This window comes from Bacillus sp. FSL E2-0195, assembly GCF_038003645.1.
GTDB classification, from domain to species: Bacteria; Bacillota; Bacilli; order Bacillales; family Bacillaceae_G; genus Bacillus_A; species Bacillus_A mycoides.
The window spans coordinates 2,647,299-2,667,601 of record NZ_JBBOPN010000001.1 but is presented as its reverse complement, the minus strand read 5'-3'; the positions used below and the strand labels follow the sequence as shown (position 1 = coordinate 2,667,601).

Genomic DNA, 20,303 nt, shown 5'->3' with positions numbered 1-20,303 from the left:
TTTGAATTTTATTAAGAAACAAGGAAGAGATTTGGAGGGATATGTATAAGTCCCTTCATAATATTCATAGGGACTTTATAGTGAAATTTATATCTAAACAAAATTTTCCGCTTGCACTACCGGGTTCGGTGAGAAGAATGGTAACTACTTTGATGTCTCCAATTGTTTTGGAAATCGAATTTCCAGGAGGGATTGTGAAAAGAATTGAGTTACCAGTGTTTTGTTGCACATTAACTTCAATAAGTGAGCTTTGTATACTGTTAAAAATCGTGACAGTAGCAGTAACAGGTTGATCAATTCTCTTTTCCCAAACTTCTAGAAAGGTAATGTTGTCACTAAGTAAAAAGTTACCACAAATGTCATTGCATACAATTTTTCGTTCTTCTTGTGGTTTGGGTAATACATCACAGACTGGGATAGGAAAAGCACAAGGGACTGTAATGGAGTATTTAAAATCCCTAAATTTTTTTTTCATATATAATGCCTCATTTCTATAAATTGAAAAAGATATTAACCCAAAAATGAATTAATATCTTTTTCTTTAAAAGCTAAGCTACTTGACGGGCAGCATCAACACAAACTCTACCACTAACAGGTTGGCCAGCGGTACCAGAAAAGGCATCCAATGTTCCTATGTTTGACACAAAAACAGTTTGACTATTTCCTGGAGTTATTGGGCCAATAATGTTTGTACCATTATTCGCTAAAAAAGCAGTAATAGTACCACTTGTAGGATTATTAGTTAAAGTAACATAGCCAGAAAGGACTGGACCTCCAGTATTATTAAATACTACAGCTCCACCCACTTCATCACCTCCAGTTGTAGTGAAAGTATTGCATGTAGAAACAGATACAAATTGTGGGTCTGGACAACAACACATATACATCATCCTTTCATTTATTAGATGGTGATTATTGGAATAATAAAGATCCTTTCATTTATTAGATGCTTGTTTTTAATATAGGTCACGGCTCTTAGGAAGTTGGTTCAAATACAAGGGAAGTTACGTATTATATTGATTGCAACAAGAAGTGACTTATTACGAGTGACTTATAACAAAAGCGTTATTTGAATACAAAAGGGGGAAATGAGAAATGGAATACATTGAAAAAGCAACTAAAGATATTAGAGAAAATTGGTTTGAAGATCATGTAGCTGAAATTCAAGGTGAAGAAGGATTGCAGGTTATTTACTGGGGCAAGCCTGGAACGAATATGTATCGCACTAAATTTGTTCTTTCAGGATACAACGTGTTCGTTTCTGGTGATATTGGAGAAGCGGTGTATAACCTTACATGTCCAGCGACATTAGCAAACATCAAGGGATTCAATTTAGGATATTTCACTGAAAAGTTAACAGCATTTTGTGAGGAACGTTGGAATTTCGATGAAGAAAAGGCTAAAAAGGAACTTGATGAATATTGGAAAGAATACAACATGAATGAAACGGAAGATGGACAAGAAGTATATGACGGCATTATTTCAGCAATCGGTGAGAGTTCATCTATGGAAAGTTACCACTTTTGGTTGAGTGATGTCTATCATAATAGCTCATTAGATTCTGACACGATGGAAGATGTTTGGAATTTCGGTGAAAGGTTACCACGTCGCTTAATTGGTTATTGGTTAGGGCTGCAAATGGCAATTGAACAATTAGAGAAAAACAAACCTGCAGCAGAAGAAGTGACTTTATAACAAAATAGTTATTTAGTTATAAAAGAATAGAACACACAAATATGTGTGCTCTTAAAATGATAAGTGGTGTAAGTAAAGTGTTTTATGAGTAAATTCTTAATAGTGTATGCCTTACTTTGGAGTTATGAAGCTTGTCACTAAAGAAAATGGTTATGTGAAATCTAGAATTAATTTAAACAAAATTCTTATTTTGGAGGGGAATGGAATGGAAATTAAAGTGAACGAGCAAGCTCAACGTTTTTATCTAGCGTTTGATGAATGGGTACCTGCAGTTGGTCATGAAATTAAAGTGGGGAAATATCGTTTTTGTGCTATTCAATTAAGTGATTCTATCAATATTTCGGAAGTAACATCAGGTATACATGCTATAAGCATTCCGATTGATTCGAGGATTTTGATGGCAACAAGTACTAAAGAAGATACAATGAGGGTTTTAGCAAAAGCTGGTGAAGGTTTAAGACGAATCCTTGAGAGACAAAGCAATTTAGATGAATCACTTGCAAAAAAGAAAAAGATAGCATTTGAGCGCTTGGGAGAAATGCCACCAATTGAAGATGTTGATACTGATTGGATAACTGCTGATATCAGTGACGTGACTCATTAAGTAGTACAGAATCCTTATTTTAAATGAAAAAGCCCTAGAGTTAGGGCTCTAGGGCTTCTTGTGTTGGTATGTCTCACACGATTTTATGAAAAGAATAGAACGTACTGAAGATAACACATGAATGTTTCATAAATGTATCAAAAAAGTGAAAAAATAGTTATTTCATAACAAGCGAAAAAGAGCACACATAGTAAGTATGCTCTTTGACAAGAAAGATAGATTTCTATGAGCGGAGAGTCTCCATACAATAACATATGCTTGTCCAGTTAAAAGGTGACAAGTTTTTAATAAAAACGTTATTTTATCTTAAATAAAAAAGAGCACACTTATATGTGTGCTCTCAAATGAGAAAGGTAGAATGCTATGAATGGAAAGCTTCCATACAATAACATATGCTTGTCCGGTTTAAATGTGAGAAGTTTTTAATAAAAACGCTATTTGCGCGACACGTTTCCTTATAAGTGTGCAAACACGAAATAGGAGGGTTATCAATTTGATGACAACAACTGATTGACTGAAAGTAGGAATGAAAGCCGTCAGGTTGAGCTGAAACTACTTATCTGATACTCCTACATGCAAGGCGTGATAGTAGTCACAAATTGTATGAAGCTAGGTGAAGTTGGCTGAACAGAACCTAAGTGAGAAATCATATGGTAATGGATAGGTCGGGATGCTACAAAATATCTATGGTGAGAATGTCCTAACGGACTGGCGAACTTGCGAATGTACGGGTCTAAACGTTTAATACATCAGAAATGTGTATGTCGTCAACGACGGCGTTATCTACCGAGAAGTAAGATTAAATAGTATGAAATTCGGAACATCTAACGATGAGGATGTAAAGATAACAGGCTTAAAGCAAGCACTTAAGGAGATATGTATAGCTAAGTCAATCGGAACGTGGTAAGCAAGAAACTGTCACCAACGTCTACTAGCGGACAGATGCATATAAGGTTCTAACGAACCGAAATTGCTTAATTCTTGTGAAGGTGGGGACACAGTACCTACGAAGCATATAACAAATGTGGAGGGATAGTCCCTAGTCTTGTTCTTTGAAAACTAAATTAACTAGATGTAACTCACAGGATCGAGTAAGATGATGGGACTTTTCGTAAGAAAGGGGATTAATACATCGGTGAGTACAACATTACGACACGCAGAATATTACGACATGCAGAAAGTGTTTGATGATTTATATCAACGTAGCGTAAATAATGCCACTAAAGGTATAAATTTATATACACACATCATATCAAAAGAAAATATTTTACTGGCATATAGAAACATAAAGGCTAACACTGGTTCTAAAACTGAAGGAACAGATGGTATTACAATCGACCACTATAAAATGGAAGATGTAAATTCTTTTGTTGATAACATAAGAAAAGCTCTTGTAAACTACAAACCAAATACGGTACGTAGGGTAGAAATACCTAAACCAAATGGAAAGAAACGTCCATTAGGAATCCCTACAATGAGAGATAGATTGATTCAACAAACGTTCAAACAAGTTCTAGAACCAATATGCGAAGCAAAATTCTACAAGCATTCATATGGATTCAGACCCAACAGGTCAACACATCATGCAATGGCTAGGTGTCAATTCTTGATTAATAGAGGGGGATATAATCACGTAGTAGATATTGATATACAAGGTTTCTTTGATAACGTAAACCATTCCAAATTATTAAAACAACTATACAGCATAGGTATAACTGATAGAAGAGTACTGACAATCATCTCGAAAATGTTAAAAGCACCAATCAAAGGAGTAGGCATTCCTACAAAAGGGACTCCGCAAGGAGGAATCCTAAGTCCATTACTTAGTAATGTTGTATTAAACGATTTGGATTGGTGGATATCTAGTCAGTGGGAAAATATCAAAACAAGAAAACCACATACAGTACAAACTAAAAACTACCGTTTATCAAAAGCAAAACTGAAGAGAATGTATATAGTTAGGTATGCAGATGATTTTAAAATATTTACAAACAATCAAGAATCTGCAACTAAAATATTCCATGCAGTGGAAGGTTATCTCAAAAATCAATTAAACCTTAATATATCTAATGAAAAATCATCTATAACTAACCTGAAAAGAAAATCTTCAGATTTTCTAGGATTCTCTATCAAATCTGTTAAAAAGCGCAAAAGATATGTGGCAAACACACATATAAGTGAGAAAAAGAAAAAGGATATCCTTGAAAAAGCAAAAACAAGGATTAAAGCAATTCAAAAGAGTCCATCAGCAAAAGCAGTACAGGATTATAACTCTTATGTGCTTGGTATTAAAAACTATTACAGAATTGCAACACATGTGAATATAGATTTTGCTGAAATAGCCTTTCGTCTCTCGAAAACCTTATTTAATCGTCTAAAATCAATAGGGAAATATGAAATTCCTATCAACGCTAATACATTATACAAAAGAATTCACAGGAACAATTATAGAACCTTTGAAGTAGCGGGTAATCATGTATATCCACTAGCGGACATACAAACACGATTTCCTCAAAGTTTTAGTCAAGATATATGTAATTACACTAGAAAAGGAAGACAAAAACTCATCAAAAGCTTAAAAGGTAACATTGCCAATGAAATACAAAAAATGTTGCTATCCTCCACCAAAGGGAAAAGCATGGAGTATACAGATAACAGAATGTCGAGATATTCCATGCAAAACGGAATATGTGCTGTAACTAGAATCTTTTTGCTAGCTGATGAAGCACACTGTCATCACAAAGTACCGAAAGGTATGGGAGGAACTGACGAGTTCAATAACCTAATTATTGTACATGAATTTGTTCACAGACTAATTCACGCTACAAATGAAGAGACGATTAGAACGTATATGAGAATACTTCAGTTGAACGATAAACAATTGAAGAAAATAAACAAACTTCGTAAAGCTTGTAATCTAGTTACTTTAGTATAGAAGAATAAGATGGGGCGCTGTATGCGATGAAAGTCGCACGTACAGTGCTAAGCGGGGGAAAAGATGGAGATAACTTCAAAGTCTTACCTATCGCAACTAGTAGAAAACATTAAAAAAAGGACCCACATTGAGGGGGTGAGTCCTTTTAATAAAGCTAAGCATATAGAGATTACGTATATATTACCAAAAATGGAATCTGATTTCTATATGTTAGATGTTGAGAAAAAATCACTTGGCACAACAAAGTAGCCAGCTTAATCAGCTAACCACTTGTTGTACAAAAGAAAATTAGGCCCTACAAGTTAGTATGTGTAACTTTAAGTTACAGTTATAGTGTAAACCAGATTGGAAATGTTATAAGGAAGTGAACTTAATAAATACTTCATTTTGTAGAAATTCTCCGTACTCAAAAGAGCACTATATAGTAATGCTTTTCAAATTAAAGACTTTATTAATAACTTTAGTACGGCGTAGGAAGTTGAGTCCCTGGTGGTCTCCACCAAGACTCAACGGTTTTCCAAGCGGTATTATAATTGTAACCTCTTCCCATCAAGTATCCTATGGCAACAGCTTCTGTTAATGCATGTCGATAGCCAAGATGCTGGGCTTCTCGTAACCCATGACTAACAGCTGGAGTTATTATAGTAAGAGTTTGTTGTTGAAGGTTATGTGATTGTGGATATAAGGATTGCTGAGGCTCTCGATAATAATCAATAGGGGTATAAGATTGTTGATTGTTGATGTCCATATTAACACTCCTCTCTTTTGATTAAAATAATGATCAATTATGGATTTTAGATACTTAATAATTTATACGGGTATGGGTTGTTTGAGGAATGGGCAATAAACATGTGTTTTTAATCTTCTAAAATAAATTTATTAGAAGGTAAGTTATAGGATATAGCTATATTAAAATGAATTGGCTAAAAGAAGAAGACAAGAGGCGACATAATTGCTATAACACTTGGTGAGGATTGGTATAAAAATTTCATTTTGTAGAATAGATGAAACTAAAAAAGAGCACTTACTTACGGTGCTCTTTAGGGGAAAAGTGAAATGTTGAAAAGTAGATTAGGGTTTCTTGCTTCGAAAGAATATATGACCATTTCAACGTAATGTGAAAATGAATCACTAATGCTAAATACTTGTTGAAAAAAGAATCCTTTCTAGATTATTGACTGCCAGAGCTTCAAGGAATAATTAATTTAACTTTTCAATTACAATTGAAGCATTTATATTGGTTTGTGTTCCACCCGCTAAAGTCTGCAAAGTAACTGCAGCAGCGGAAGTATGATTATTAAGGGTAAGAATATCATCTGCGGCTAAAGTGAGAACTGTTTGCCCATTGTTTTGTTGAGTTCCTGCACCTGATCCATAAACGGAGTTGGTAACGGGAGCCCCGTTTAAAAAGAGTGCAAATTGATTAGGTTCAACTCCTGATACAGAAAAAGAAATTTTATAATCTCCCGCATTAATAACTGTCATCTGAGAAGTTCCAAGAGTATGAGTAAAACCGGATGTGATTGTGCCGTGTGAATTAAAAAGAATAGGTGCTTCTAAGGCAATAACTTGAGCTGCTGTATTGAAAACATAAGCATACTGAGATAAACCAGATGTTGTAAGCCCAGAAGGCCCGGTTGGCCCTGAAGATCCTGTCGCTCCAGTTATTCCGGTCGGTCCCGTAGGTCCTGGAGGTCCACCGGAAGATCCTGTCGCTCCAGTTATTCCGGTCGGTCCCGTAGGTCCTGGAGGTCCACCGGAAGGTCCTGTCGCTCCAGTTATTCCAGTAGGCCCTGAAGGTCCTGTCGCTCCAGTTATTCCAGTAGGCCCTATTTGAGGCAAAGGAAAGGCACATGGAAAGGGTATGTGACAATTCTTTTTAAATTTACTCATTTTTACACCTCCCTCATAAATGAACTAACGATACTATAACAACTTATGAGTAAACCGACACACAGGTGTAAGGAAAAAAACTATGAAAATCAAAATAGGCCTTAAGAGTAAGACTCTATTTCGCATCCCATACCAAAAAGAGCACTAAACATAAGTGCTCTTCGAACCAAAACTCTTAATGTAAAAGAGTACGTGATACCATATGTAATTTTTTCATGGGGCGTGAAGTATTTGAACGAAATCGCTATTTTAATTTCAAACAAAAGAGCAGCTAGCAAAAGCTAACTGCTTAATACAGAGAAGAGAAGAACTACAGGGACAGTTAAATGAGTTCTGGCTTATTGCCTGTGTATAGCATTTGCGAATTATTAAATTTTATTCAGGAGGAATGGATTTGAAAAGATATCGCGTTGAATTTAATGAAACTAAATCTTATGAAGCATTTGTGGAAGCACCTGATCTAGATAAAGCAATTGATAAAGTACGTAATGGTCTTGTGGAGGATGAAGAACTAATTGAAAAAGATGTAATTATAGATGAGATGTACTTACAGAATAAGAGCAGCTAGCAAAAGCTAACTGCTTAGTCTTAAAGAAGATCTAAATGGTTACAGTACATTAAAGATGGGTTATCTATAGTATGGACGGGATATTGAGTTTTATTCAGGGGGAGAAGGGAGTGAATAAATTTAAGCTGTCCCAACTTGATTTTGGTCTGCAACATCAGCATCAAATGTGTTTGTTGCGCTAACACCGCTAAAGGTATTGACAACAAAACCAACATTTGATGCCCCTGAACCATTATAAGATTTTGTATTCTCTTTTGGAGAAACGTTATAAAAATCGCCTAAGTTGAAAGAACCAGCACTATTTTGTACGACAAGGTTTGCTACAACTGAGGGCATAGTATTCACCTACTTTCCTAAAAAAATATTTAAATTAGCATATGGTGTATTCGTCTAGAGGTTCATTTGGATCTAAGAATTCGAAGTTATGGCTTGTGAAGATTTTAATAAAATAATCCTTTTGTGGGGAAAAGGCCTTTATAAAATAGGTACAATTCACGTTTAGATTATTTTTGAATGTAATATAGGTATCAAGAGGAGTGAAACGCTCCAAAATGGAATTGAGAGACGTTTGCATGAAAGGGATGAGAGGAATGGCAAATGCAAAGAAAAAGAAAATAAGAAAAGCTATCGCTCGTCGTGCGATAGACGTTGATAAATACCAAGTTAACAAAGCTTGGAGAAACATCTTTGTGCAGGCTGGTATTATCAAATAAATGAAAACAGAATACAGTCCGGCTAGAAAACTAGAGGATACCAATTTTTAGAGCAGCAATAGAGCTGTTTTAAGAAATGGTGTCCTTTTTATTTTGAAAAGGGAGATGGAGAAATGAAGGTGCTAAGGGATCAATTGCGTGAGTGGAATAAGCAATCAAAACAAGCGAAGAAGAAAAACAAGAAAAAACAAAAAGAGAAATTAAGCACTCGTGAAATTGAAGATTTAATGGGGATTCGTGGACCACGTTATGAACGTAGACGTGGAGCTTTAAGACAAAAGTAATTAAAAAATAAAAAGGGGTGGTCTTTACATGACTAAACAATTATCTTTCTTACCAAAAATCGATAGAACGGCAACACAAGAGGAATTAGAAGGCGTGTTGGAAAGTGTACGTATACATAGACAATTTGGGATGATGCGTAAAGAAATGAAAGTCACTCCTTCTTATGAAATGCGCGAGCACGGTCCTACACATGTAGTTGGTAAGCCATTAGAAGATGTTGCCATAGCGAATATTCAACAAAGTAAACGTGAAGAATGGCTCGAAAGAATGTCATTACGTATTGATCAATTTCTAAATCGATTAGGAAACGGACGTGCAGGAAGTATCCAAAGGGATATTATTTGTAAACGTTATTTAGAAGAAGAGGATGTATGTGATTACATGGTTTATAACGAAATCGGAATGTCAGAGCGTACTTACCGCCGTTGGAAGTCTAAAGCATTTTATAAACTAGCTTTTGCACTTGGATTAGAAGTTTACGAGACAGAAGAGACTGGAGGTAATGAATAATGAATTTTGTTCAACCAATACGTAATCCAGAGCAAATACAACAGATAAAAGAATATTTGAAAGAAAAGAGTGACCGTAATTATATCTTATTCGTGATGGGAATTAATACAGGGTTACGTATAAGTGATATTTTAAAACTAAAGGTTGGAGATTTAAAAAGCAGCCACATCTCAATGCGTGAAATGAAGACAGGTAAGCAGAAGCGTATACAGATTACAACAGCACTAAAGAGAGAGCTTAAATGGTTCAATGAAAATAGAGAAGAGGATGAGTACCTATTAAAAAGTAGACAAGGGAAGAATCGTCCGATTGGTCGCAGTATGGCATATAAGATATTAAGTGGAGCTGCAGCAGAGTTTGGATTAGATGAGATAGGGACGCATACGTTAAGAAAAACATACGGGTATCACATGTACATGCAAACGAAAAACATAGCATTACTCATGGAGATATTCAATCACTCATCAGAGAAGGTCACGTTACGTTATATAGGTGTAAACCAAGATGCAATGGATAAAGCAATGAGTAGATTTAAAATCTAAGCATTGTTTTTTCTTTTTAATCTATACAGTTACGCATAATTTTCTTACTGTGTAACTTAAAAGAGAAAGTGTTATAAAACTATGAATAGCAAGGGCTGTAGCGTTTGACTCAGTTACACAGAATATAAGATATGGGTAATTCGATTAAATATAAAATTGTTATTTGGTCTATAAAGAATACAAGAGTGAAAATGTAATATTCTAATTTTCAAAAAAAAATATTTCAACAAAGAAAAGTAGGAATTAAAACATTAATGTATAAAGAGATAAAGCATGAAAAATAAAGGAGTGATTGAATTGAGTTTTGACGGAATTATGGGGAATCTTATTGCAAGTGCGATTTATACGTTGTTGGGGATTATTGTGATTTGGATTTTTCGAACACCCAATAAAAAAAATGAAGTAGCTGCTACCACTATAAATAATTCAATTAAACACATTCAAATTATTAATCTTCCACCAAAAATTATGGAAACAAGAAAAGTAAATAGCGACATATCAAGAGAATGGTTAATTATCCATATAATAGCTTCTCTTATTTTGATTTATCTATCTTTAGTTTACAAGAATGAGATAATAGATTTTGGGTATATAACATTTTCTTTTGGCCTTATTATTACAATACTAATAATCTACGGGGTACATAAAGTAGCAATATTGCAAGAGTTACCTACGAAAGATAAGATGGGATTGTTTTTTCCGCTTGTTTATTGGTGTATGTTTCTTATAGTTAATATGAGTTTGAGTTCTCCAATAATAAGCAACTCTAATATTGATAACGCAGAGCAGTTTATAAAAACTGGAGGATGGAATGGATTGTTAGGAAGATTCTTTAACGTTTCAAGTACTTATCATCAGGAATTTATAACAATTATGTTTAAATTTTTTGGGATTGGATTACTTTATATAAGTTTGATTTGGATTATTAGATTCCAGTTGTTCTTTGTGTTAAATTGGATTGTTAATGTAAAAAATAAAGGGAATGCAAATAGCTTTATTATGTGGATGTATAGAAGGTTGTTTATTTATAAATTTACTAATTATATTATCGCGATTACATGTATGTTATTGATTTCTTTTATATTAATAAATGGATTTTTATATTTAGTAGTGCCAGACATAAATAAAATCACATTAGCGGTGTTCTAAGAAATTTAATTGTGGCAGAGTTGTGACCGCTTTTTGGCAGTAAATGCGCCGGTTGTTTTGGAAGTATCGTGTTATATTTGTATTGTGAGAAGTGGCGGAAAACACAACTCACTATGTCGTTTCTAAAATTCTAAACGGTTCGTAATGACGGCACATAAAATCCGAAACCAGCAGATGGTAGTGATTGAATGATACCGTTATTAAGGAGAGCTTTTGCTCTTCTTTGAGCTAACAACATCCTAGGTAGACAGAATGAGGGGGACCTGATAAGTTCGCCAAGAGTGTCTGTCGTGGTTGTTAGCTGAGAGAAGGATAAAACTTCACATATCGTAATTGAAAAACAAATAAGTAAATGATAGCAAAGCATCCATTCGGGTGCTTTTTATTTTGGAGGAGGATGAAAAAAGTGAAAGGTAATAATTTTAATAAAACGAAAACAAGTTTTAAGATATTGTTGCCTGTAGGAAATAATGAATCAATAAAAGAGGAAATTCAAAAATGCCTTAGAGAAATTCAAGACGTTCCTGAGTTATTAATAGAAAGTCTTGAATTTGAAATTAAATTAAATAAAACGTATGTAAGTTATTTGTAATAATTTACATTAAATGTTTGATTAAAGATTGAGCGGTATTTTGCATAGTATTTGCTGTACTATCGAGGCCGGACTGATTGACAACTTTGTAAACTAAATCTTTAGAATATCCAAAGTTGATGGTGTGAGTCTCTTTAAATAATTTTTTATTGGCATCTTCGTATGTAATTGTTACATCAATTATGTCATTCATTTGAGACGGTACGACGGTCATGAATTTTTGATTTGGTACAATGGTGGTATTAATTATTGAATCTATACTACCATTACGCCCAAGTTCGGTTAACTCTTTATTAAACTCAATGTTAATGATTCGAGCACTTGTTTTTCCGAAATTTTTAATAATGAAATATTTCGCTAAAAAACCTGTGTCTATTGCAGATATAAAGCATGTAATATAAGGTCGATTAGCATCTTCGATAGATTTTTGAGTTAATTTGAGTGATTTTACTGCAATAATAATAGATGAAATCGAAATAATTGTTGATGCGATTATTCCGGCAATTTGTATCCAATCTGTGAGTTTCATAATTTCACCTCCTTCATTCGGTATATTTCGACTTCGTGGAAGGAATTTCCTGCGAATTTGTCGAAATATGGTATGTTAGAGAGGAGAGATGGTCATGGAATATAATTATTTATACTTGATTGAAGAAGGAGAAAGAAAAGATGTTGTTTCTGCAAAAAGTTCTGTAGAAGCAATTAATCTGTGGGCAGAACACAAGCGATTAGAATGGGAAGAGGAAGGTAAGAGAGTGCGTTTTAATCCCGATAATTTTTCAATAACAAAATTAAAAAGAAAAGATTTAGTAATTAATGCATCCGAATAAAAAACGGGTGCTTTTTATTTTGAAGGAGGATAATTTGTGAGCATAAGTATGAAGTGTATTGAAATTAGATATTGGGTGAAGCGGATTGATCCAAGTGTGATTGAGGTAAAGAATAGTGAATGAATACAAAACCAAACAACAGAAGCGTAAGTTTTATGACAGTGGCGAGTGGAAGAGCATACGTGAACAAGTAAAGAAGCGTGACAACTATGAATGCCAAGAGTGTAAACGAAACGGTCGCGTTCAAATTGATACAAACGAATACAGTGAGAGTGCCAAACGTAAGAAGATACAGCTCGTTGTCCATCATATAAAAGAACTCGAACATCATCCATCACTTGCATTAGAGATAGATAATCTCGAAACAATCTGTGTGGATTGCCACAATAAAGAACACGGTAGAACATTCAAAAAGAAACCGAATAAATGGAAAGACGATGAAAAGTGGTAAAAATGATTCAGAAACAATACCCCCCCTTAAAATATTTCATCAGAAAATGATCTAAGGGGCACCGGAGGAGGGGGTTAACTGTCAGGTTTTTTTCGGAAATACGCACGTAAGGGGGGGGGGGTAGATGGCTGTTAGTATTGTAAGGTTAAAGGAACAGCTTATGAATAGTATTGATACGACAGATTTAGTTGAAGTTGAAAAAGTAGAACGCTATATTGATCTAGTTAAAGCATTTCGAAAAATTAATAAAACGATAACTAAAGAAGGGGAATCCGTAACAATTAAAAATGGAACTCAAGTTTTCGTTAAGGCCCACCCTCTTATAAGTGAGAGGAATAAAATTAACAGTTCTTTAATTGCATTAGGGAGAGATATAAAATTTGTTGTTAAGAATAATACCCCTAATGCAGGTTATAGCAAAAGTGATCTTACATGATTAAGCAAAAGTATGTGGAAGAATATACTGAACTTTATCGAAGTGGGAAAGTAAAGTTCAATAAAGAAAGAGAACTGTTAATTGAATATCTAGAAAAACATGTTTTAAACAGAGACGATTTGTATTTTGATGATGAAATGATTGAGGATTGTATCAACTTCGGTGAGAAGTGGTATTTTCCATTGCAGCCATTTCAAAAATTATTAATAGCATTCGTCTTTTTATTTTATAAGAAAAATGGACGTGTATTTTATCGAAAATTCCTATGGATGTTAGGTCGTGGCGGCGGTAAAAACGGTCTGATTTCTGTTATTATTCACTTTTTAATTAGTGAATTACATGGCATTCCAGAGTATAACATTTCAGTTGTAGCGAATAGTGAAGAACAAGCAAAAACAAGCCCTGACGAAGTTCATAAATGTGTGAAGAAGAATGAGGTCTTGAAAAGAGCCTTTAAAACAACGTTAACTCAAACAGTTTCAAAGGCTACTGAAAGTGTACTGAAATTTAGGACTTCAAATGGAGATACAAAAGATGGTTTGCGTGATGGTGCGGTTGTATTTGATGAAATACATCAATACGAAAGCAATAAAGATGTCCGTGTTCATATCAGTGGTTTAGGGAAAAAGAAAAACCCACGTGAATTTTACATTGGTACAGATGGATATGTTCGTGACGGTTTTTTAGATAAGCAAAAAGAAAAGGCAATGAAGGTATTAAACGGCGAAGCACGTTCGAATGCTGTCTTTCCTTTTATTTGTAAATTGAATGAAGAAACTGAAGTAGATGATCTTGATAATTGGGAGCTTGCGAATCCCATGTTATCTAAGCCTTTAAGTGAGTATGCTGAAGGGTTACTTGAAACAATTAAGGAAGAATATGAAGATTTAGAAGACGACCCGAGTAATAGAGAAGAGTTCATGACAAAGCGTATGAACTTACCTGTTACTAATTTAGAACGCTCTGTTGCAAAGTGGTCAGAAATTCTTGCTACAGACCGACAGTTTCCAGATTTACATGGACAAGAATGTATTGGTTCGTTGGACTTTGCAAGTATCCGGGATTTCGCAGCGTGTGGTCTTTTATTTAGGCAATCTGGTGATTATCTTTTTAAAACACATTCCTTTGTACGAAAAGAATTTGTTGATATTTATTATGGATATTCCAAAAAAGCAGGTGAGTTCAAAAAACAGAGGTTTGCGCCCATAAAAGAATGGGAAGAACAAGGTTTATTAACTGTTGTGGACGAGCCAACTATCAATCCTCAACACATCGTTGATTGGTTTGTAAAAATGCGTGAACAATATGGTGTTAAGAAAATTATTGCCGATAACTTCCGGATGGAAGCGATCAGACCTTTATTAGTTGCAGAAGGATTTGAAATAGAAGTTATAAGAAATCCTAAAGCAATTCATAGTTTATTAGCACCGCGGATTGAAATGGCATTTGCAAATGAGCAAATTGTTTTCGGCGATAATCCTCTTATGCGCTGGTATACACAAAATGTATTGGTTGTAATTAAAGGTGACGGAAACAAAATGTATGAAAAGAAAGAACCGGTGCGAAGAAAAACTGACGGATTCCAGAGCTTTGTGCACGCTCTTTATCGAGCAGATGAAATACAAGAAGCAACTGACTTTATATTAAGTGATATTAAGTTCTAATAAAGGGGGTGATAATCATTGGATGGTTAGGCTTAGGTTCAGTATTTAAAAGAAATAAAGAATTAGAATTTATGGTTGATCTGGATTTGATTGCTGATACAGCAAACAGGGTTCATATGAAACGATTAGCACTTGATACATGCGTATCTTTTCTAGGAAGAACGATTAGTCAATCTGAATTCAGAGTAAGAAACGGTAAAGCATTTGAGAAGAATGAGCTGTATTATCGATTAAACGTTAGACCGAACAAAAACATGACGGCCAGCACTTTCTGGGAAAGATTTATTCGTAAACTTATTTATGATAATGAATGCTTAGTTATACAAGCAGATGATGGCGATTTACTTATTGCCGATGGATTTCAACATAATGAGTATGCTGTGTATGAAGATACTTTTACTGATGTAATAGTAAAAGACTACATGTTTAAGAGAAGTTTTAAGCAAAGTGAAGTTATTCATTTAAAGTATCGAAATGATAAATTATCTCCGCTTATTGATGGATTATTTGCAGATTATGGGGACTTATTTAGTAGGATATTAAACTCTCAAAAACGTAAAAATCAAGTTCGTGGCACGGTCGATATGGATATGATTGGTGCCAAAACAGAAGAACAAATAACGAAGTTACAAGAGTTTATCGACAATATGTATAAGGCGATTGGTACGAAAGATATCGCTATTGTTCCACAACAAAAGGGTATTAATTATAACGAAATATATAATGGTGTTGCGAATGGGCCGAGTGTGGAAGAAATAAACAAAGTAACCAGTGGTTTTTTAAATCAAGTAGCAATGGCCATCGGTATTCCGACAGCTTTATTATATGGAGAAATGGCTGATGTAGAGAAGCAAACGAAAAATTATATGCTTTTCACAGTAAGACCGTTATTAAAAAAGCTATCTGATGAAGCAAATGTTAAATTCTTTGAAATGAATGAATATCTTTCAGGACAAAAGATTATAGTTAAGGCTGTTTCTTATCAGAGTATATTTGACCTTGCAACAAGTATTGATAAGCTTATTTCTTCAAGTGCATTTACAGGAAATGAGATTCGTTCAGAAGTAGATTATGAAGATTCTGATGATCCAAACTTAAATATCCATCATATTACAAAGAACTATAAGAAACTAAATGAATCTGAAGGAGGTGAGAAATGATGGAACATTTGAACATGAATAAACTTTTAAATTTAAAACGAGATATTCGTTTTGAGGCAAAAGGTGAAAATGAGTACAAATTAACCGTTTACGGGTCAATCGGTGGATGGTTTAGTGAAAATAACGCTGAAGCAGTAAGAAGAAAGATTCAAGATGTAAAAGCAGAAAAAATTCACGTTCATATTAATTCGGGTGGAGGTTCAGCGTTTGATGGTGTAGCAATTTGTAATCAGTTAAAGCAGCATGATGCCGAAGTTATAGTTCATATTGATGGTTGGGCAGCAAGTGCCGCATCTGTAATTGCAATGGCAGGTGATAAAATCATTATGCCTAGTAATACTATGATGATGATTCATCAAGCGAGTACCTTTGAATATGGAAATGCAGATCTATTTGAAAAAACAGCACGAGATCTACGGAAGATTGATTCAGCCTTAGCAGCATCTTATAAGAAACGGTTTGTTGGAACAGATGAAGAATTAAAACAACTTTTAAAAGATGAAACCTGGCTAACGGCAGAGGAAGCAGTTGCTCTTGGTTTAGCTGATGAAATTGCTGATGAAATTGAAATAGATGATACGCAGGAAGAGGAAGAAGAGGAAGTTGTAGAAAATTTTAAAGAAGATTTAGTAGCTAAGTATACGAAACAGCCAAATAATCAAAAATCAAAAGAGCTTATTCAAGAGCCTGTTAAAACAAAACAGAATCTGAGTACGCTCTTTTTAAATTTAGGAGGAAAATAAATTATGGTAATTAAATTTAATAACTTTGAAGATAAAAAACTAGCTTTTGCAAAAGCAACGCAGGAAGGAACGCCAGAAGAACAAACAGCGGCTTTAAATTCCATGATTGAAGCACTTGCTACAGATGTTCGTTCGGATATCTTGAATCAAGTCAATGAATCTATTGTAGACCGTTCTATTATGCAGTCTCGTGGTTCTAACGTATTAACGAGTGAGGAAATGAAATTCTTCAATGCAGTCGTTCAAGATGGTGGATTTAAAGATTCTGAAACATTACCTAAGACAACGCAAGAACGAATTTTTGATGATTTAGTTCAAGGTCATCCGTTGTTAGAACATATCGGATTAGAAAACTTAGGTGCTGTGACAGAATTTATCTATGGAGATCCAGAAGGTGCAGCTGTATGGGGACCATTATTCGGTGATATTAAAGGACAACTAAATGCTACATTCCGAAAAGAGTCTATCTCCCAACTTAAATTAACGGCATTTATCCCATTGGCAAATGACATGCTTAAACTTGGTCCAGTGTGGGTGGAACGATATGTTCGTACAATGATTTCAGAAGCTATGTCTGTAGGTTTAGAACGTGGATTTGTAATTGGTACAGGTAAAGATGAGCCTATCGGATTGTTAAAAGATCCAAGTGGAAGTGTTGTTGGAGGAGTATATCCAGATAAAAAAACAGCAGGGACTTTAACGTTTGAACCAGGTCGCAAAACAATCAATGAATTAAAAGGCGTTGTTAAATTACTGGCTAAAAAGCTAAATCCTGATGGGAAAACTGATGCAGACAGACCAAAAAATATTGCTGGGAAAGTCGTTATGGTAACAAATCCGTTTGATACTTTTGATATCCAAGCAAATGCAACAATTCAAAATGCGGCTGGAGTGTATGTGACAAGCTTACCGTTCAATCCAACTCCTACAGAATCAGTATTTGTACCTCAAGGTAAGGTCCTGTTTTTTGTTAAAGGAGAGTATATTGCAGCAATGGGTGGAACGGAGCCAATTAAAAAATATGAAGAAACATTAGCTTTAGAGGATGCAACGCTTTATATTGCTAAACAATATGCTACGGGTAAGCCGAAGGACAAATATACTTCACAAGTTTACACATTAAGCCTTGAGGAAACACCACCAGCAACTAAATAAGGAATGATGTAAATGGACAAGGTAATTTCAAATGAAATATTACAGCAATTCAAAGATAGGATGCGATTAGGTGATGATGAAGATGATAACCTAAGACGCATCCTATTTGCATCTAATAAAGATTTAGTCAGAGTTTGTGGCGATTATGATCTTAATAATGACGAGGTGTTCAAGGAGTTAGTCTTTGAACGCTCTCGTTACGTTTACAACGATGCTTTAGAGTATTTTGACAAGAATTTTTTAAGTCAGATTAATAGTTTGAGCATTGATAAAGCTTTAGAAGAAATCAAACTGGACGGTGATTAAGATGCGTCCTTTTCAGTACAAAAAACCACTGAATACAGGTGATTTTCGCAATCGAATTATTATCGAACAACCTGTAGTAACAAAAGATGAATTAAACCAGGTAATCGAAACATCTTGGCCAGAAGTAAAAAAGGCATGGACGATGATAAAAACGGTGAAAGGTTCTGAGTATATTGAAGCTTCAGCTTCACAGGCTACACGGGTGTATCGTTTTGTGATGCCATATACTTCTGGTATTACGGAAGAAATGCGAATTAATATGAAAGGCCGTATCTTTGATATTATCGAACCGCCAATGAATGATGATGAAATGTATCAAACATTGACTATTATCGCAAAGGAGCATACTTAATATGAATGATTTTGCGAGTGATCTTGCTAGGGAGTTGCAAAGGTATGCAAAAGTTGTAGAAGAAGATTTGGAAAATGAAATCGATGAAGTAGCAGATATTGCTGTAGGTAAATTAAAGCAAAATAGTCCTAAAAAAACAGGTGCTTATCGTAAAGGATGGCGTAAGAAAAAAGAAGGTAATGGTGTTGTCCTTCATAATACGCAAGGACAATTAACGCATCTTTTAGAAAAGGGACATGCGAAAGTCGGTGGTGGTCGAGTTCCAGCACAAGTTCATATTCGTCCAGTTGAAGAGTATGTAATTGATGAATTGCCAAAACGTATCGAAAGGGCGGTTCAACAATGACATTAGGAGAACTAACAAAAATTCTTGAAGCTACAGGTTATCCTGTGGCTTATTCGCATTTCACAGCAACACCAACTAATCCTGTTCCAGCACCACCTTATATTTGCTTTCTTGTGGACGGTTCTGCCAATCTCATGGCTGATAATAAGGTCTATCACAAGATAAATGATTTAAATATAGAGCTTTATACAAATAGAAAAGATTCAGTTGCAGAAGCCAAGCTTGAACAAGTCCTGGACGATCATGAAATACCTTATGATTCGCCATTCGAAGGGATTATTGAAACAGAAAAAATATATCAAAAATTTTATGAAACGAGGTTGATGTAAATGAACGAAAATAAGGTAACATTCGGTTTGAAAAATGTACATTATGTGCCATTAGATACTAAGGATTTTTTAGTTAAATTCGGGACACCAATTCCATTACCTGGTGGAGTTGAACTAACTTTTGAGCCACGCGGTGATTTAATTGAATTCTATGCAGATGACATGCTCTATTACGCGGCAAGTAATAACCAAGGTTACGATGGAGCATTAAATATTGCTACTATCCCAGAGCAATTTGCTATTGATGCACTTGGTGAGGAATTAGACGAAACGGATGGCGTATTAAATGAATTAGCTGATGCAAAAGGAAAACCATTCGCCTTATTATTTGAGTTTGATGGTGATGTGAACGCAACCCGTCATGTTATGTATAACTGTTCAGCAAGTCGTCCAACGATTGCATCTAAAACAAAAACAAGTTCTGCTGAACCAAATACAAATGAACTGAAGTTTGTTTCTAGCCCAATTGTTTTAGCGCCTGGTGGAAGACCAATGGTTAAAACGAAAACGACTGCTAAAACAACACAAGCAATTTATAACGACTGGTACAAAAAAGTATATGTAAAAACACCGGCAGCACCAAAAGGGGCGTAATTATAAATGGAAAAGACAATTACTATAGATGGAAAACAAGTTCGATTAAAAAGCACAGCGGCAACAGTTAAACGATATAAAGCACAATTCAGACGTAATTTATTTGCAGATATGATGGGGTTAGGAGCAATTAATGCGTTAACTACGCCAGATGGATCAGAACAACCTATTGATATGTCTAATGTTGATATAAGTAAAGTGGACTTTGAACTTATTTATGACTTGACTTGGTTATTTGCTAAAACGGCTGATTCAAATATTTCTGATCCTATGACGTGGTTGGATGAATTTGAAGAATTCCCAATTGAAGAAATCATGCCAGAAATCATGGAATTAGTTCAAGTCACTATGGGAGCAAAAAAAAAATAACAGGAAATGATGAAAAGCAAGGGACTTTCAGTGATGAAGAATTAACCACTGATACGTTCCTTGCTCTTTGTTATAAAGCGAA

The 20,303-nt window shown here is 34.8% G+C and carries 29 protein-coding genes; 23 read left to right on the top strand and 6 right to left on the bottom strand.

Features of this window, described 5'->3' with window-relative positions; all coding sequences use genetic code 11:
- Nucleotides 1-64: 64 nt before the first annotated feature.
- Together MHH59_RS13575 and MHH59_RS13570 are read right to left on the bottom strand one after the other, a co-directional pair.
- The gene (locus MHH59_RS13575) at nucleotides 65-475 is read right to left on the bottom strand and encodes an S-Ena type endospore appendage (RefSeq protein ID WP_340851462.1); all 411 of its coding nucleotides are present in this window, start codon (nucleotides 473-475) and stop codon (nucleotides 65-67) included.
- Nucleotides 476-548: 73 nt separating this feature from the next.
- Entirely contained in the window at nucleotides 549-881 is a 333-nt protein-coding gene (locus tag MHH59_RS13570) for an S-Ena type endospore appendage (RefSeq protein ID WP_002088126.1), read from the bottom strand.
- A 214-nt stretch (nucleotides 882-1,095) separates the two neighbouring features.
- Between MHH59_RS13570 and MHH59_RS13565 the strand changes: the two genes are divergently transcribed.
- The 3 genes from MHH59_RS13565 (at nucleotide 1,096) to ltrA (ending at nucleotide 5,234) form a co-directional block, all read left to right on the top strand.
- Nucleotides 1,096-1,695: a hypothetical protein gene (locus tag MHH59_RS13565; RefSeq protein ID WP_201052823.1), complete on the top strand. Its 600-nt coding sequence runs from the start codon at nucleotides 1,096-1,098 to the stop codon at nucleotides 1,693-1,695.
- Between the two features lie 205 nt (nucleotides 1,696-1,900).
- On the top strand, nucleotides 1,901-2,299 hold the full coding sequence (locus MHH59_RS13560) for a hypothetical protein (RefSeq protein ID WP_215599581.1): 399 nt from the start codon (nucleotides 1,901-1,903) through the stop codon (nucleotides 2,297-2,299).
- A 1,135-nt stretch (nucleotides 2,300-3,434) separates the two neighbouring features.
- Nucleotides 3,435-5,234, top strand: coding sequence for a group II intron reverse transcriptase/maturase (gene ltrA, locus MHH59_RS13555; RefSeq protein WP_340851458.1), 1,800 nt, complete (start codon nucleotides 3,435-3,437; stop codon nucleotides 5,232-5,234).
- Between the two features lie 460 nt (nucleotides 5,235-5,694).
- On the opposite strand, the gene MHH59_RS13550 is transcribed toward ltrA, so the two are convergent.
- Both MHH59_RS13550 and MHH59_RS13545 read right to left on the bottom strand, forming a co-directional pair.
- Nucleotides 5,695-5,982: a hypothetical protein gene (locus MHH59_RS13550; protein ID WP_016092208.1), complete on the bottom strand. Its 288-nt coding sequence runs from the start codon at nucleotides 5,980-5,982 to the stop codon at nucleotides 5,695-5,697.
- 452 nt (nucleotides 5,983-6,434) lie between these two features.
- The gene (locus MHH59_RS13545; protein ID WP_340851455.1) at nucleotides 6,435-7,127 is read right to left on the bottom strand and encodes a BclA C-terminal domain-containing protein; all 693 of its coding nucleotides are present in this window, start codon (nucleotides 7,125-7,127) and stop codon (nucleotides 6,435-6,437) included.
- 394 nt (nucleotides 7,128-7,521) lie between these two features.
- On the opposite strand from MHH59_RS13545, the gene MHH59_RS13540 reads away from it, so the two are divergent.
- Nucleotides 7,522-7,695 carry a hypothetical protein gene (locus tag MHH59_RS13540; protein WP_002088119.1) on the top strand — a complete coding sequence of 58 codons (174 nt, stop codon included), beginning with the start codon at nucleotides 7,522-7,524 and terminating at the stop codon, nucleotides 7,693-7,695.
- Between the two features lie 120 nt (nucleotides 7,696-7,815).
- Here MHH59_RS13540 and MHH59_RS13535 read toward each other — a convergent pair whose 3' ends face one another.
- On the bottom strand, nucleotides 7,816-8,031 hold the full coding sequence (locus tag MHH59_RS13535) for a spore germination protein (RefSeq protein ID WP_002066656.1): 216 nt from the start codon (nucleotides 8,029-8,031) through the stop codon (nucleotides 7,816-7,818).
- A gap of 254 nt (nucleotides 8,032-8,285) precedes the next feature.
- On the opposite strand from MHH59_RS13535, the gene MHH59_RS13530 reads away from it, so the two are divergent.
- The 6 genes from MHH59_RS13530 (at nucleotide 8,286) to MHH59_RS13505 (ending at nucleotide 11,486) form a co-directional block, all read left to right on the top strand.
- Nucleotides 8,286-8,408: a DUF3983 domain-containing protein gene (locus tag MHH59_RS13530; protein WP_085960919.1), complete on the top strand. Its 123-nt coding sequence runs from the start codon at nucleotides 8,286-8,288 to the stop codon at nucleotides 8,406-8,408.
- 113 nt (nucleotides 8,409-8,521) lie between these two features.
- Nucleotides 8,522-8,692, top strand: coding sequence for a hypothetical protein (locus tag MHH59_RS13525; protein WP_329764323.1), 171 nt, complete (start codon nucleotides 8,522-8,524; stop codon nucleotides 8,690-8,692).
- Nucleotides 8,693-8,720: 28 nt separating this feature from the next.
- Nucleotides 8,721-9,203, top strand: a complete 483-nt coding sequence (locus MHH59_RS13520; RefSeq protein WP_033729031.1) for an ArpU family phage packaging/lysis transcriptional regulator — start codon at nucleotides 8,721-8,723, stop codon at nucleotides 9,201-9,203.
- Nucleotides 9,203-9,745 carry a site-specific integrase gene (locus tag MHH59_RS13515; RefSeq protein ID WP_002066661.1) on the top strand — a complete coding sequence of 181 codons (543 nt, stop codon included), beginning with the start codon at nucleotides 9,203-9,205 and terminating at the stop codon, nucleotides 9,743-9,745. The genes MHH59_RS13520 and MHH59_RS13515 overlap by 1 nt, the downstream gene beginning before the upstream one ends.
- A 273-nt stretch (nucleotides 9,746-10,018) precedes the next feature.
- Nucleotides 10,019-10,894 (top strand): hypothetical protein, encoded by an 876-nt coding sequence (locus MHH59_RS13510; protein WP_098403607.1) that lies wholly within the window; start codon nucleotides 10,019-10,021, stop codon nucleotides 10,892-10,894.
- A gap of 397 nt (nucleotides 10,895-11,291) precedes the next feature.
- Complete coding sequence (locus MHH59_RS13505; protein ID WP_098403608.1) at nucleotides 11,292-11,486, top strand: hypothetical protein; 195 nt, start codon at nucleotides 11,292-11,294, stop codon at nucleotides 11,484-11,486.
- A gap of 4 nt (nucleotides 11,487-11,490) precedes the next feature.
- On the opposite strand, the gene MHH59_RS13500 is transcribed toward MHH59_RS13505, so the two are convergent.
- On the bottom strand, nucleotides 11,491-12,015 hold the full coding sequence (locus tag MHH59_RS13500) for a hypothetical protein (RefSeq protein ID WP_098403609.1): 525 nt from the start codon (nucleotides 12,013-12,015) through the stop codon (nucleotides 11,491-11,493).
- A gap of 94 nt (nucleotides 12,016-12,109) precedes the next feature.
- Here MHH59_RS13500 and MHH59_RS13495 point away from each other — a divergent pair, with 94 nt between their 5' ends.
- The 13 genes from MHH59_RS13495 (at nucleotide 12,110) to MHH59_RS13435 (ending at nucleotide 20,221) form a co-directional block, all read left to right on the top strand.
- On the top strand, nucleotides 12,110-12,316 hold the full coding sequence (locus MHH59_RS13495; protein WP_097997751.1) for a hypothetical protein: 207 nt from the start codon (nucleotides 12,110-12,112) through the stop codon (nucleotides 12,314-12,316).
- Between the two features lie 115 nt (nucleotides 12,317-12,431).
- Nucleotides 12,432-12,767 (top strand): HNH endonuclease, encoded by a 336-nt coding sequence (locus tag MHH59_RS13490; RefSeq protein WP_098403610.1) that lies wholly within the window; start codon nucleotides 12,432-12,434, stop codon nucleotides 12,765-12,767.
- Nucleotides 12,768-12,891: 124 nt separating this feature from the next.
- Nucleotides 12,892-13,203 carry a P27 family phage terminase small subunit gene (locus MHH59_RS13485; RefSeq protein WP_340851450.1) on the top strand — a complete coding sequence of 104 codons (312 nt, stop codon included), beginning with the start codon at nucleotides 12,892-12,894 and terminating at the stop codon, nucleotides 13,201-13,203.
- On the top strand, nucleotides 13,200-14,867 hold the full coding sequence (locus MHH59_RS13480; protein WP_340851448.1) for a terminase TerL endonuclease subunit: 1,668 nt from the start codon (nucleotides 13,200-13,202) through the stop codon (nucleotides 14,865-14,867). The genes MHH59_RS13485 and MHH59_RS13480 overlap by 4 nt, the downstream gene beginning before the upstream one ends.
- Nucleotides 14,868-14,875: 8 nt before the next feature.
- Nucleotides 14,876-16,027 carry a phage portal protein gene (locus tag MHH59_RS13475; RefSeq protein WP_269481492.1) on the top strand — a complete coding sequence of 384 codons (1,152 nt, stop codon included), beginning with the start codon at nucleotides 14,876-14,878 and terminating at the stop codon, nucleotides 16,025-16,027.
- On the top strand, nucleotides 16,027-16,770 hold the full coding sequence (locus MHH59_RS13470; protein ID WP_340852949.1) for a head maturation protease, ClpP-related: 744 nt from the start codon (nucleotides 16,027-16,029) through the stop codon (nucleotides 16,768-16,770). The genes MHH59_RS13475 and MHH59_RS13470 overlap by 1 nt, the downstream gene beginning before the upstream one ends.
- A 3-nt stretch (nucleotides 16,771-16,773) precedes the next feature.
- Nucleotides 16,774-17,925 carry a phage major capsid protein gene (locus MHH59_RS13465; RefSeq protein ID WP_340851446.1) on the top strand — a complete coding sequence of 384 codons (1,152 nt, stop codon included), beginning with the start codon at nucleotides 16,774-16,776 and terminating at the stop codon, nucleotides 17,923-17,925.
- 12 nt (nucleotides 17,926-17,937) lie between these two features.
- The gene (locus MHH59_RS13460; RefSeq protein ID WP_340851443.1) at nucleotides 17,938-18,231 is read left to right on the top strand and encodes a hypothetical protein; all 294 of its coding nucleotides are present in this window, start codon (nucleotides 17,938-17,940) and stop codon (nucleotides 18,229-18,231) included.
- 1 nt (nucleotide 18,232) lies between these two features.
- Nucleotides 18,233-18,583 carry a phage head closure protein gene (locus tag MHH59_RS13455; protein WP_340851442.1) on the top strand — a complete coding sequence of 117 codons (351 nt, stop codon included), beginning with the start codon at nucleotides 18,233-18,235 and terminating at the stop codon, nucleotides 18,581-18,583.
- Between the two features lies 1 nt (nucleotide 18,584).
- Nucleotides 18,585-18,929: an HK97 gp10 family phage protein gene (locus tag MHH59_RS13450; protein ID WP_340851437.1), complete on the top strand. Its 345-nt coding sequence runs from the start codon at nucleotides 18,585-18,587 to the stop codon at nucleotides 18,927-18,929.
- Nucleotides 18,926-19,258, top strand: a complete 333-nt coding sequence (locus MHH59_RS13445) for a hypothetical protein (protein ID WP_002088092.1) — start codon at nucleotides 18,926-18,928, stop codon at nucleotides 19,256-19,258. The genes MHH59_RS13450 and MHH59_RS13445 overlap by 4 nt, the downstream gene beginning before the upstream one ends.
- Nucleotides 19,259-19,852 (top strand): major tail protein, encoded by a 594-nt coding sequence (locus MHH59_RS13440; RefSeq protein WP_002088089.1) that lies wholly within the window; start codon nucleotides 19,259-19,261, stop codon nucleotides 19,850-19,852.
- 6 nt (nucleotides 19,853-19,858) lie between these two features.
- Nucleotides 19,859-20,221 (top strand): hypothetical protein, encoded by a 363-nt coding sequence (locus tag MHH59_RS13435; RefSeq protein WP_016095495.1) that lies wholly within the window; start codon nucleotides 19,859-19,861, stop codon nucleotides 20,219-20,221.
- The last annotated feature ends 82 nt before the right edge of the window (nucleotides 20,222-20,303 follow it).